The organism is Alcanivorax xiamenensis, assembly GCF_009846745.1.
Classification (GTDB): domain Bacteria; phylum Pseudomonadota; class Gammaproteobacteria; order Pseudomonadales; family Alcanivoracaceae; genus Alloalcanivorax; species Alloalcanivorax xiamenensis.
This window is the reverse complement of record NZ_AQPF01000073.1, coordinates 1-12,562: the sequence shown is the minus strand read 5'-3', so window position 1 is coordinate 12,562 and position 12,562 is coordinate 1. Positions and strand designations below refer to the sequence as shown.

Annotated in this window: 10 protein-coding genes; 6 read left to right on the top strand and 4 right to left on the bottom strand. The window is 63.1% G+C overall.

Annotated features, from left to right (window positions below; translation table 11 throughout):
- Nucleotides 1–127: 127 nt before the first annotated feature.
- A complete protein-coding gene (locus A6D6_RS20685; protein ID WP_133493350.1) occupies nt 128–892 on the bottom strand; it encodes a GntR family transcriptional regulator in 765 nt (254 codons plus the stop codon).
- Nucleotides 893–1,115: 223 nt separating this feature from the next.
- Between A6D6_RS20685 and A6D6_RS20680 the strand changes: the two genes are divergently transcribed.
- The 5 genes from A6D6_RS20680 to A6D6_RS20660 are packed head-to-tail and all read left to right on the top strand — an operon-like array spanning nt 1,116 to nt 8,569.
- Nucleotides 1,116–2,807: an L-lactate permease gene (locus A6D6_RS20680; protein ID WP_159661742.1), complete on the top strand. Its 1,692-nt coding sequence runs from the start codon at nt 1,116–1,118 to the stop codon at nt 2,805–2,807.
- 14 nt (nt 2,808–2,821) lie between these two features.
- Entirely contained in the window at nt 2,822–3,643 is an 822-nt protein-coding gene (locus A6D6_RS20675) for a (Fe-S)-binding protein (RefSeq protein ID WP_133493348.1), read from the top strand.
- Nucleotides 3,640–5,079, top strand: a complete 1,440-nt coding sequence (locus A6D6_RS20670; protein ID WP_159661741.1) for a LutB/LldF family L-lactate oxidation iron-sulfur protein — start codon at nt 3,640–3,642, stop codon at nt 5,077–5,079. The genes A6D6_RS20675 and A6D6_RS20670 overlap by 4 nt, the downstream gene beginning before the upstream one ends.
- Nucleotides 5,076–5,747: a LutC/YkgG family protein gene (locus tag A6D6_RS20665; RefSeq protein ID WP_133493346.1), complete on the top strand. Its 672-nt coding sequence runs from the start codon at nt 5,076–5,078 to the stop codon at nt 5,745–5,747. The genes A6D6_RS20670 and A6D6_RS20665 overlap by 4 nt, the downstream gene beginning before the upstream one ends.
- A complete protein-coding gene (locus A6D6_RS20660; protein WP_159661740.1) occupies nt 5,744–8,569 on the top strand; it encodes an FAD-binding and (Fe-S)-binding domain-containing protein in 2,826 nt (941 codons plus the stop codon). Before A6D6_RS20665 ends, A6D6_RS20660 begins: the two co-directional genes overlap by 4 nt.
- A 124-nt stretch (nt 8,570–8,693) precedes the next feature.
- Here the strand turns inward: A6D6_RS20660 and A6D6_RS20655 are convergent, their stop codons facing one another.
- Nucleotides 8,694–9,530: a hypothetical protein gene (locus tag A6D6_RS20655; RefSeq protein ID WP_133493343.1), complete on the bottom strand. Its 837-nt coding sequence runs from the start codon at nt 9,528–9,530 to the stop codon at nt 8,694–8,696.
- A gap of 59 nt (nt 9,531–9,589) precedes the next feature.
- Entirely contained in the window at nt 9,590–11,116 is a 1,527-nt protein-coding gene (locus A6D6_RS20650; RefSeq protein WP_133493342.1) for a fumarate hydratase, read from the bottom strand.
- Between the two features lie 466 nt (nt 11,117–11,582).
- Here A6D6_RS20650 and A6D6_RS20645 point away from each other — a divergent pair, with 466 nt between their 5' ends.
- Nucleotides 11,583–11,864, top strand: coding sequence for an addiction module antidote protein (locus A6D6_RS20645; RefSeq protein WP_236564200.1), 282 nt, complete (start codon nt 11,583–11,585; stop codon nt 11,862–11,864).
- 469 nt (nt 11,865–12,333) lie between these two features.
- Here the strand turns inward: A6D6_RS20645 and A6D6_RS22025 are convergent.
- A partial coding sequence (locus A6D6_RS22025) for a hypothetical protein (protein ID WP_236564199.1) occupies nt 12,334–12,562 on the bottom strand: 229 nt, incomplete at its 5' end.

Genomic DNA, 12,562 nt, shown 5'->3' with positions numbered 1-12,562 from the left:
CTTGCTTGCAAGCGAATTGCCAGCGGCCCGGAGGAGCATTCGCGGCCAAGGCCGCTTCCCACAGCAACAAACTACGAAGCCGCCGTGGGAAGCTTGCTTGCAAGCGAATGACATTGTCTGACGCTCCTCAACGCCGCCCCCGTCGCTCCGCCCGCTCCAAGCGCTGGGCCTGCTGGCGCGCCTCATCGAGCACCTCGCGCACATAGCTGATGTGATTCTGAGCCACCGCGCGGGCATCCTCGGCACGCTGTTCAAGAATGGCGTCGAGAAGCTGACGGTGCTGGGCCAGCAACATGTCACGGGTTTCATTCCGCTGCTCGTACATACCGCCGATGTTGGTGACCACGTTGTGCTTTAGCAGTTCGAACAGACCACGAATGGTATGCAGAAGCACCGCGTTGTGGCTGGCCTCGGCGATGGCCAGATGGAAGGCGGCATCGGCGGCGCCCTCCTCGGCACGGGCCACCTCGGCGTCGTTATAACAGCGGTGCAAATTGTCAAAGGCATCACGCAGGCGCTGGCGATCCAGTTCCGTGGCCCGTTGCGCGGCGTAATAGGCACAGGCCCCTTCCAGGGTATGACGAAATTCCAGCAGGTCCTGCTGGGCGTCGCTGTGCTTTTCCAGCAGATGCAGCAGCGGATCACTGAAAGTGGAGCCCAACTGCTCCGCCACGAAAGTACCGCCGCCCTGGCGGCTGGTCAGCAGCCCCCGCACCACCAGTTTCTGAATCGCCTCACGCAGAGAAGGCCGCGACACACCAAATTGCTCCGCCAGGGCACGTTCCGCCGGCAAACGCTCTCCGGCTTTGAAACTGCCCTCCAGAATCATCGTTTCCAGCTTCTCCACGATCTCATCGGAAAGTCGCCGATGACGAACCTGCCCCGTATTCATGCCACCTCTCAAATTGGTATTACCAATTAAATTATCCTACGACGCTGCAAACCTTCACGCCACCCATTATCCACAGTGGATAGACAAAGGTCGTACCGATCCCCGGCTTGACGCATCAGAGATCAGCTTTTAGGCTAGTTTTTCAATTTGGATAATTGGTAAGACCAATTTACAAGGACCTTGCCGATAATGCAAACAACAATGCCGAGGAGACTGTCATACCATGCAACCCGGCCTGCTTGCTCTTTTCGCTTTCTCCCCCATCGTGCTCGCCGCGCTGCTACTGATCGGCCTGCGCTGGCCGGCCCGCCGCGCCATGCCGGTGGTCTATCTGTTCACCGCCCTGATCGCCTTGCTGGTCTGGGACATGAGCCTCAACCGCTTGCTCGCCTCCACGCTGCAGGGGCTGGTGATCACCATCGGTCTGTTGTGGATCATCTTCGGCGCCCTGTTGCTGCTCAACACACTCAAGCATTCCGGCGCCATTGCCGTGATTCATAAGGGCTTCACCACGCTCAGCCCGGACCGCCGCGTTCAGGCCATCGTCATCGCCTGGTTGTTCGGCAGTTTCATCGAGGGCGCCTCCGGCTTCGGCACCACCGCGGCCATCGCCGCCCCTTTGCTGGTGGCGATCGGTTTCCCGGCGCTCGCGGCGGTACTGATGGGCATGTTGGTGCAAAGTACGCCAGTCTCCTTCGGTGCCGTCGGCACCCCGATCGTGGTGGGCGTCACCAGTGGTCTGGACAGCGCCACCCTGAGCCGCGAGCTGACCGAACGCGGTTCCAGCTGGGAGCAGTTCCTGCAGCAGATCACCAGTGGCGTGGCCATCACCCATGCGCTGGCGGGTACCGTCATGCCAATGATCATGGTGCTGATGCTGACGCGTTTCTTCGGCAAGGAAAAAAGCTGGAAAGCCGGTTTCGAAGTGCTTCCGTTCGCGTTGTTCGCCGGCCTGGCCTTCACGCTGCCCTATCTGGCCACGGGCCTGCTGCTCGGTCCGGAGTTCCCCTCCCTGCTTGGCGGCTTGATCGGCCTGGCTATCGTTACCACCGCCATTCGTCTGAATTTCCTGGTCCCCAAACGGCAGTGGGATTTCGCCGCCCCCGAACACTGGCCACGGCAGTGGTTGGGCAGTCTGGAAATCAAGGTGGCGGATTTGGCCGCCCGCCCGATGGGCACCCTGCGCGCCTGGCTGCCCTATGTGTTGGTCGGCCTGTTCCTGGTGATCAGCCGCGTGTTCCCGGACATCAGCGCGGCGCTGAAGAGCGTGGCCGTCGGCTGCACCGACCTGCTGGGAGAAGCCGGCATCAGCGCCAGCGTCCAGCCGCTGTATCTGCCCGGCGGCATCCTGGTGACGGTGGTGGCCATCACCTTTTTCCTGCACCGCATGAAACCCGCCGCCCTGGGCGCGGCGGTAAAGGAATCCTCCGGCGTTCTACTCAGCGCCGGGTTCGTGTTGTTGTTCACCGTGCCGATGGTGCGGATTCTGATCAACTCCGGCGTCAATGCCTCGGATCTGCCTAGCATGCCGATTGCCATGGCCCGCTACGTAGCGGATAGCGTCGGCGGCATTTACCCCCTGTTCGCGCCCGCCGTGGGCGCGCTGGGGGCTTTTTTGGCCGGCTCCAACACGGTCAGCAACATGATGTTCAGCCAGTTTCAGTATGGCGTCGCCCACAACCTCGGGCTGTCCGGTGCCATGATGGTGGCGGCCCAGGCGGTGGGCGCCGCCGCCGGTAACATGGTGGCGATCCACAATGTGGTGGCCGCCTCCGCCACCGTCGGTCTGCTCGGCCAGGAAGGGGCGACGTTGCGCAAAACCATCTGGCCGACGTTTTATTATGTGATGATAACGGGACTGATTGCCCTGGTGACACTCTATCTGCTCGGCGTCACCGACCCACTGGTTCAATGAAGGAATCGCCCCCCATGAGTACTCCCCGCACCTTCGTTCCCCAGGCCACCCGCGTCGCCGAGCCGAGCGCCGCGCCGCGCATTTACCCGGAGCCCAAACCCGAGCGGATTTATCTGTTCGGCACCTGCGTGGTGGATCTGTTTTTCCCGGAGGCCGGCATGGACGCCATCCGGCTGCTGGAGCGGGAGGGAATCCAGGTGGCATTCCCCCAGGCGCAGAGCTGCTGCGGCCAACCGGCCTACACCAGCGGTTACACCGACCAGGCGCGCGACGTGGCGCGGGCGCAATTGGCGCTGTTCGACCAGGACTGGCCGGTGGTGGTGCCCTCCGGTTCCTGCGCCGGCATGTTCCGTCATCATTACCAGGAACTGTTCGCCGACGAACCGGATACCCTGGCACTGGCCAGGGCCGTGGCTGAGCGCACCTATGAACTGGCGGAATTCCTGCTGTACGTTTGCCGCGTCGAGCTGCGCGATCAAGGCCCATCCACCGAGGTCGCCCTGCACACTTCCTGCAGCGCCCGCCGGGAAATGCACACCCACCACCACGCCCGCGCCCTGCTCGATCAGTTGTCCGGGGTACGCCGGGTGGACCATGATCACGAAAGCGAGTGCTGCGGCTTCGGTGGCACTTTCTGCGTGCGCATGCCGGACATCTCCGGCGCCATGGTGGCGGACAAGACCCGCGCCCTGCGCGACAGCGGCGCCGCCCGCGTGGTGAGCGCGGACGCCGGCTGCCTGATGAACATCAACGGCGCCCTGGAAAAACAGCGGGCGCCCCTGCAAGGTCAGCACCTGGCCAGCTTTCTTTGGCAACGCACCGGAGGCCAGCCATGAGCCAGCCCGCGCGCATCCCGCTACGGGATGAATTCAAGAGCCGCGCCCACGATGCACTGGGGGACGCCCAACTCAGACGTAATTTTCGCGGTGCCATGGACTCACTGATGGAGAAGCGCGCCGCCGCCTTCAGCGACGCCGACGAGCGCGAACGGTTGCGCACCCTGGGCAATCACATCCGCGCCCGCGCGCTGTCCCGGCTGCCGGACCTGCTGGAGCAGTTGGAAAGCAATCTCACCGCCAATGGCATCCAGGTGCACTGGGCGGAAACCACCGAGCAGGCCAACCGCATCGTCCTCGACATCGCCGAGCGCCGTCAGGCCAAACAGGTGATCAAAGGCAAGTCCATGGTCAGCGAGGAGATGGACATGAACCATGTCCTCGCCGACCACGGTATCGAATGTCTGGAATCGGACATGGGCGAGTACATCATTCAGCTCGACCACGAAAAGCCCTCGCACATCATCATGCCGGCGATCCACAAGAACGCCGACCAGGTGGCCAGGCTGTTCGAACGGGAACTGGACGAGCCCTACACCCGCGACGTCAACCAACTGATCCAGACCGGCCGCCGGGTGCTGCGGCAAAAATTCTTCGACGCCGACATCGGTGTCTCCGGCGTCAATTTCGCGGTGGCCGAAACCGGCACCCTGGTGCTGGTGGAGAACGAAGGCAACGGCCGCATGAGCACCACCGTGCCCAAGGTGCACATTGCCGTCACCGGCATCGAGAAAGTGGTCGCCCATCTGCGCGACGTGGTGCCTCTATTGTCATTACTGACCCGTTCCGCCCTGGGGCAGCCGATCACCACCTACATCAACATGATCTCCCGTCCGCGCCAGGACGGCGAGCGCGACGGGCCGGAAGAAGTCCATCTGGTGTTGCTCGACAATGGTCGCAGCCAGGCCTTCGCCGATGGTGAACTGCGGCAGACCCTGAACTGCATCCGCTGCGGCGCCTGCATGAACCACTGCCCGGTGTATACCCGCGTCGGCGGCCACACCTACGGCGAGGTCTACCCCGGCCCCATCGGCGCCATCATCACCCCGCACCTGGTGGGCCTCGACAAAGTGCCGGACCATCCCAGCGCGTCTTCCCTGTGCGGCGCCTGCGGTGAAGTCTGCCCGGTGCGGATTCCGATTCCGTCGTTGTTGCGGCGGCTGCGCGAAGAAAACGTGTCCCGCCCCGACCCGGAGCACGCCGTGATGCGCGGCCAGGGCAGCAAATACTCGGCACTGGAGAGCACCGTCTGGACGCTCTGGCGCACACTGTACACGCGCCCGCTGCTGTACCGGCTGTTCCGCTTTTTCGCCACCCGCTTGCGCGCGCTGACACCCCCGCGTCTCGGCCCCTGGACCGAGCATCGCGGCGCCCCGAAACCCGCCGCCCGTTCCCTGCACGAACTGGCCCGCCAACATCTGGAGCAGTCCCGATGAGCGCCAAAGCCCGCATTCTCGACAAACTCCGGCGCAGCCTGACCGGCACCGAAGCGCTGCCGGACGATTTCGACCAGACGCTGGTCACCGAGCCCTGGCGCTACCCGCCGGAGCAGCGCATTGCCCGCTTGCGGGAATTGATGGAAGCGGTGCACACGGAAATTCATCTCACCAGCCAGGCTCAATGGCCCGATCTGCTGGCCGCCCTGCTCGCCGAAAAACAGCTGACCCGCCTGCTGATCGCACCGGAAACCGACCATGGCCGGCAACTGAGCGAATACTGGCAACGCCGTTCCGATGCGCCAACGCTGCGCGCCTATGACCGGCCGGTGGAAGAGTGGAAGCCCGAGCTGTTCCATGACACTCCGGCCAGTCTCACCGGCACGGTCGGCGCCATTGCCGCCACCGGCAGTCTGATTCTGTGCCCGGACCGCCACGAACCACGCTTGATGAGTCTGGTGCCGCCGGTGCATTTCGCGCTGCTGCGCGCCAGCACCATTCATGACAATCTCTATGAAGCCCAGCGCGCCTTGAACTGGCGCGCCGGCATGCCCACCAACGCGCTGTTGATTTCCGGCCCGTCCAAGACCGCCGACATCGAGCAGGTACTGGCTTACGGCGCCCACGGCCCCAAGGACCTGGTGGTACTGATTCTGGAGGACGCATGACCGCTGCCGACCACGGCCCGCTGCCCGCCCCTTTTCTGCGAGCGGTGGAAACCCTGATTCCCGCCGCACGGCGTTTCGACGACCCGCTGTCCACCCTGGCGTTCGGCACCGACGCCAGCTTTTACCGCCTGATTCCGAAGCTGGTGATCCGGGTGGAAACGGAAGCGGAAGTGGTGGCGCTGCTGACGCTGGCCGGCGAACACGCGGTGCCGGTGACCTTCCGCGCCGCCGGCACCAGTTTGTCCGGCCAGGCCATCAGTGATTCCGTGCTGATCGTGCTGGGCGACCAGTGGAACGGCCGGGAAATTCGCAACGACGGCGCACAGATCCGCCTGCAACCCGGCGTCATCGGCGCCCAGGCCAACGCCTGGCTGGCACCGCTGGGCCGCAAGATCGGCCCGGACCCGGCGTCCATCAACGCCGCCAGGATCGGCGGCATCGTCGCCAACAATTCCAGCGGCATGTGCTGCGGCACCGCCCAGAATACCTACCACACCCTGGCCGGCATGCGTCTGGTACTGGCCGACGGCACCGTGCTCGACACCGAGGACGCGGACAGCGTCACGCGCTTCCGGCAAAGTCACGCCGCCCTGCTGGAACAACTGGCGGCTCTGGGCCGGGAGACTCGTGCCGACAACGCCTTGAGCAGTCGCATTCGCCACAAGTACCGTCTCAAGAACACCACGGGGCTGTCCCTGAACGCGCTGGTGGATTACGGCGATCCGCTGGAAATCCTCACCCATCTGATGGTCGGCTCCGAGGGGATTCTCGGTTTCATCAGCGCGGTCACCTACGACACCGTGCCGGAATACCCGCACCGGGCCAGCGCCCTGATCGTGTTTCCCGACGTGGACACCTGCTGCCGGGCGGTGCCGGTGCTGAAGCAACAGCCGGTATCGGCGGTGGAATTGCTCGACCGCCGCAGCCTGCGCTCGGTACAGGATCAACCGGGCATGCCCGACTGGGTGCCGGGCCTGTCCGACGGCGCCTGCGCGCTGCTGATCGAATCCCGCGCCGCCGCCGAAAGCCTGTTGCAAGAGCAATTACAGGGGATCCGTCAGGCCCTCGCGTCGTTCGCGGTGGAAAAGCAGGTGGACTTCAGCACCGATCCAGCGGTCAACGAGCAACTCTGGGCCATCCGCAAAGGCACCTTCCCGGCGGTGGGCGCGGTGCGCGCCACCGGCACTACTGTGATCATCGAGGACGTGACCTTCCCGGTGGAACAACTCGCCGACGGCGTGCGCGGCCTGCTCACCCTGTTCGATAAACACGGTTATGACGAAGCGATCATCTTTGGCCACGCCCTGGAAGGCAATCTGCATTTCGTATTCACCCAGGGCTTCGACGATCCGGCCCAGGTGCAACGCTACGAAGCCTTCATGGGCGACGTGGCCAGACTGGTGGCGGAGGATTTCGGCGGCGCGCTCAAGGCGGAACACGGCACCGGCCGCAACATGGCGCCGTTCGTGGAACTGGAATGGGGCCACGACGCCTATCAGCTGATGTGGAGAATCAAACGGCTGCTGGACCCCGCCGGCATCCTCAACCCGGATGTGGTGTTGTCCGAGGACCCGCGCATTCACCTGAAACATCTCAAGCCGCTGCCCGCCGCCAACGAGATCGTCGACAAGTGCATCGAGTGCGGCTTCTGCGAACCGGTGTGCCCTTCCCGCGGCCTGACCCTGACACCGCGCCAGCGCATCGTGGTGTGGCGGGACATCCAGGCCAAACGCCGCTCCGGCGCTGGCGCCACACCATTGTGGAACGACTATCTGTATCGCGGCATCGATTCCTGCGCGGCCACCGGCTTGTGCGCCCAGCGCTGCCCGGTGGGCATCAATACCGGCGATCTGGTGCGTGAATTAAGAGCCGGACAGACCCGGCACACCGGCACCGCCGACCGGCTGGCCGATCATTTCAGCGGCGCGCTCGGCGCCACCCGGATCACTTTGCGCGGCGCCACCACCGCGCAAAAACTGCTCGGCGGGGAACGGCTGCAGACGCTTGCCAATGGCCTTCGGCGTTTGTCCGGAGAACGCATTCCCCTGTGGACGCCGGCCATGCCGCAAGCCACTTCCCTGCCCCGACATCAACCGCTTTCCGCCGGGGAACGCCCGCGCGTGGTCTATCTGGCCGCCTGCGTATCCCGCACCATGGGACCGTCACTAAGTGACCCGGAACAGGTACCACTGATCGACAAAACCCGGGCACTGCTGGAAAAAGCAGGCTTCGAGGTGGTGTTTCCGGAGGATCTGGACAGCCTGTGCTGCGGCCAGCCCTTTGCTTCCAAGGGCTACCCGGAACCGGGAGAGCGTAAACAGGATCAATTGGCGGCCGCCCTGCTCAAAGCCAGCCGCGACGGCGAGGATCCGGTGTACTGCGACACCAGCCCCTGCACCTTGCGGCTGGTACAAGGCGGCCTGGATCCACGCCTGAAACTGTACGATCCGGTGAAGTTCATCCGCGAGCAGCTGTACCCCCGGCTCACCTTTTCACCACTGGACACTTCGGTGGCGGTGCACGTCACCTGCAGCACGCAACACCTGGGGGAAAGCGCCGGGCTGATCGAGATTGCCCGCCGCTGCGCCCGGGAGGTGGTGGTGCCGGAAGGGATTCATTGCTGCGGCTTCGCCGGTGACAAAGGGTTCACCACCCCGGAACTGAACGCCCATGCGCTGCGCGATCTGCGCGACACCGTGCAGCACTGCGATGAAGGGATCTCCACCAGCCGCACCTGCGAGATCGGCCTCAGCCATCATGGCGGGATTGATTATCACGGGCTGGTGTATCTGGTGGATCGGGCAACCACGCCACGGCCCTGAATTCCGCTGGCGATTCGCTGCCAAGGCAGTCTCCCACAGTGGGGCAACCACGAAGCCGCTGTGGGAAGATTGCCGGGCGGCGCTCCGCTTGCAAGCAAATCGAACCTATCTATAAACCGGCCACCTACAACCGCCCATCCACGTCATAACACTGCCCCGCCACCAGGTTCTGAGCCAGCATGAAGCGATCCTGGGCGTTGGTGGCCCGCAGTTCGGCCACACTCAGGGACTTCAGCATCCAGGTGTTCCAGACGCTGACAAACTGGGTGTCGATGTTCACGTCTCCCCGGGGCATGGTGGCGTTGAGCGCGCGCACCGACAAGCTGTCGCCCTCCCATTGCGTCTCATAGCCTTCATTGGGATAGGCCACTTCAAGGCAGGAGAGAAATTCCTTCATGGAGCGTTCCGAGGGCTGCCCGATAGCATAGGCCAGTGGCTGGTCCGGCACTTCTCTGAGCACTTGCAGGATATGCGCGTCCGCCATGCGCTCGCGCAGTTCCGCCATGGCGTCGTCAGCGGCGGAGTCGTTGCGGGCCTCGGCCTCTTCCCGGGCCAGGGCTATGGCACGACGCACCTGCTCACGGCGACGTTCCCGCCGCTCACGTTCCAGCCGCGCCTGAATAGTGGCGTCCCAGGCCTCGGACACCAGGCGATCCAGCTCCTGATCCTGTTCACGGGCAGTCAGCGCCCCGCGCACCCCGACACCACAGCGGGCAATCAGACCCGCTCGCTGATCATCGGGCAGCCAGCGATCCCCCCGCCACGCCGTGGCCAACTCGTCACAGGCCGGCTCGTCGATCCCCAGTCGCTTCTGGGTGGCGTAGTCCAGGCCGGCCACCGTGGCCGGCGCCGGAGCCAGGCCGAGCCAGCCGCCGGCGGTTTGCCGCAGACCGGCACACCCCCCCAGCAACAGGACGCACAACGCCAATGCCCCATAGCGAGACAACGCAAGAGTATTCATAGTGGTGTGTCTGACGCGTTCCGCCCCGAGAGGTTCCCCGGAGCGGAAGCGAGACAGGATTATGCCGACTTCTTGGCGGCGATCTTCTCTTTCCAGATCACCGGGCCGGTCTTGTGTACCGATTCGCCATTGGAATCCACCGCCACGGTCACCGGCATGTCTTCCACCTCGAATTCGTAGATCGCTTCCATGCCCAGGTCCTCGAAGGCCGCCACGCGGGACTTGCGGATCGCCTTGGACACCAGGTAAGCGGCACCGCCCACGGCCATCAGGTAAACCGCCTTGTTGTCCTTGATCGCCTGGATCGCGGTATCGCCACGCTCGGCCTTGCCGACCATGCCGATCAGCCCGGTTTCCTCGAGCATGGTGCGGGTGAACTTGTCCATGCGGGTGGCGGTGGTCGGACCGGCCGGGCCCACCACCTCGTCGCCCACCGGGTCCACCGGGCCAACGTAGTAAATAAAGCGGTTGGTGAAGTCCACCGGCAGTTTCTCGCCCTTGGAAATCATATCCACCATGCGCTTGTGGGCGGCATCACGGCCGGTCAGCAGCTTGCCGGACAACAGCAGCGTGTCGCCGGGCTGCCAGGTCTGCACTTCTTCCGGGGTCACGGTGTCCAGATTGACGCGCTTGGCGCCTTCATCATTGCCCCAGGCAATGTCCGGCCATTCTTCGAGATCCGGCGCCTTGAGATCCGCCGGGCCGCTACCGTCAAGAATAAAGTGGGCATGGCGGGTGGCGGCACAGTTGGGGATGATCGCCACCGGCTTGTTGGCCGCGTGGGTCGGATAATCCGCCACTTTCACATCCAGAACGGTGGTCAGGCCACCCAGGCCCTGGGCGCCGATGCCCAGCGCATTGACCTTCTCGAACAGCTCCAGGCGCAGTTCTTCCGCCCGGGTTTGTGGGCCACGGGCCTGCAGCTCGTGAATGTCGATGGGGTCCATCAGGGATTCCTTGGCGATCAGCATGGCCTTCTCGGCGGTACCGCCGATACCGATGCCGAGCATGCCCGGCGGGCACCAGCCGGCGCCCATCTTCGGCACCTGCTCCAGCACCCAGTCAACGATGGAATCGGACGGGTTGAGCATGGCGAACTTGGATTTCGCCTCGGAACCGCCGCCCTTGGCGGCCACGTCGATTTCCAGGGTGTCGCCGGGCACGATGGAATAGTTGATCACCGCCGGCGTGTTGTCCTTGGTATTGGCGCGCTTGCCATCCGGATCGGCCAGCACCGAGGCGCGCAGCACGTTGTCCGGGTGGTTGTAGGCCCGGCGCACGCCTTCGTTGATCATGTCGTCCAGAGACATGCTCTCTTCCCCGGGGGAGGCCTCGAAAGTGACGTTCATGCCGACCTTGGCGAACACGGTGACGATACCGGTGTCCTGGCAGATCGGGCGGTGCCCCATGGCGGACATCCGCGAGTTCACCAGAATCTGCGCCATGGCGTCCTTGGCCGCCTTACTCTCTTCCTTCTCGTAGGCTTCCTTTACCGCGCGGATGAAGTCCACCGGGTGGTAATAGGAGATGTACTGCAGGGCATCGGCCACGCTTTGGATCAGATCGTCCTGGCGAATCACCGTCATTGGGGGCACTCCTGGCTGGAACGAGGGGCGCGCATTATAGCCCATGGCCGGGCGTGGCTCCACGGCATGGGGATATGCAAGGCCGCTGTGGGGAGCTGACTTGCCAGCGAATAGCCCCAAACGCCAAAGCTGATTCGCGAGCGAGCTCGCTTCCCACAGCGGCTTCGTAAGCCGGGCTGTGGGAAGCCGCTTTAGCAGCGAATGGGGTTTCCCAGGAGGCCCGCTCAGGAAAAACGGGGATCTATTCCTACGGAACGTTCGAAGAAAGCGGACATCAATTGAGGTCCGCGCCGACATCCGTCAAGACATCCGTTTGAAACAACAGGGCCAAAAGCACCAAAGCCGCCGCGAAGCCCCGGGTTCAAAAGGATGTTGCCATGACTGTGGTTTATAAACCACAATCTGTTCTGGAAATCAGACAAACCGATGTATTCAAACGCTGGCGGGCCCGGGAATGGAGAAAAACGTGGATGCATTAACCTCCTACGATCCGGCGGAAGACCTTGGCTCTCCAACCGCGATCGCCACTTTCATGACGGAAGCCTTCGCCACCGGCGATGCCGGCTACATTGCCCATGCGCTGGGTGTGGTGGCCCGCGCCAAAGGCATGACGGAAATCGCCCGGCAAACCGGTCTGTCCCGCGAACAGCTTTACCGCTCCTTCAGCCAGCAAGGCAACCCGACGCTCAAAACCACGCTCGCAGTGATGCGGGCACTGGGTATCGATATGACAGTGAAACCCCGCTGATCCCTTCCCTCTCTGTTCGCCAGCAGGGCCAGCTCCAGACCGGGCTACAAAGCCGCTGTGGGAAGCTGGCTTGCCAGCGAATAGCCCCCAAAACGCCAAAGCTGATTCGCGAGCAAGCTCGCTTCCCACAGCGGCTCCGTCATCCCGGGCTTGATCCGGGATGACGTTTTTTCAGAGGCTGCCCATGGCCGCCCCCTTTTCCTGTCCCCTTTTTAAAATACATTTCTCCAATCAATTAATAATCCCGTCACCGCTCTTCATTAAAGGACAGAGCGGCATTGTTTTGTCCGAAAAAGACAACAAAATGGTAGAATAACGACATCACTTTGTTTACTTATCCCTTGTCCTTATCCTTCCCAGCGCTTCGCCCAGCGCCTCTCGCTTTTCCTTAAACCAAATCCAACCCATTGTTTTAAATGATTTTTTTAACACAACCTCAAAAACGTGACCGACCATTCTCAATCGCCGGTTATGGGCGCCGGCCGGCCGCTCCTAGGCTCTGGCTGCCAATCATGAAGATGGCCTCTTTCTTAAAACAAAAAAGAAAACGCGAAAACGCAAATAAAGAAAAAGAGCAATAACGACCACAATAATCTTTGGAGGATTTCCTGAAATGATCTCCCGTTCCCGACTGAAGTCCCATCTCGGGCCACGACGCCTTGGGGCAGCGGCGCTGTTGCTTGCCCCGGCGATCGCTT

Bases quoted from the DNA above. Each gene is read 5' to 3' on its own strand.
- A6D6_RS20665 (WP_133493346.1), top strand. From the start codon at position 5,076: ATGAGCGCCAAAGCCCGCATTCTCGACAAACTCCGGCGCAGCCTGACC.
- A6D6_RS20685 (WP_133493350.1), bottom strand. From the start codon at position 892: ATGAATACGGGGCAGGTTCGTCATCGGCGACTTTCCGATGAGATCGTG.
- A6D6_RS20680 (WP_159661742.1), top strand. From the start codon at position 1,116: ATGCAACCCGGCCTGCTTGCTCTTTTCGCTTTCTCCCCCATCGTGCTC.
- A6D6_RS20655 (WP_133493343.1), bottom strand. From the start codon at position 9,530: ATGAATACTCTTGCGTTGTCTCGCTATGGGGCATTGGCGTTGTGCGTC.
- A6D6_RS20660 (WP_159661740.1), top strand. From the start codon at position 5,744: ATGACCGCTGCCGACCACGGCCCGCTGCCCGCCCCTTTTCTGCGAGCG.
- A6D6_RS20670 (WP_159661741.1), top strand. From the start codon at position 3,640: ATGAGCCAGCCCGCGCGCATCCCGCTACGGGATGAATTCAAGAGCCGC.
- A6D6_RS20675 (WP_133493348.1), top strand. From the start codon at position 2,822: ATGAGTACTCCCCGCACCTTCGTTCCCCAGGCCACCCGCGTCGCCGAG.
- A6D6_RS20650 (WP_133493342.1), bottom strand. From the start codon at position 11,116: ATGACGGTGATTCGCCAGGACGATCTGATCCAAAGCGTGGCCGATGCC.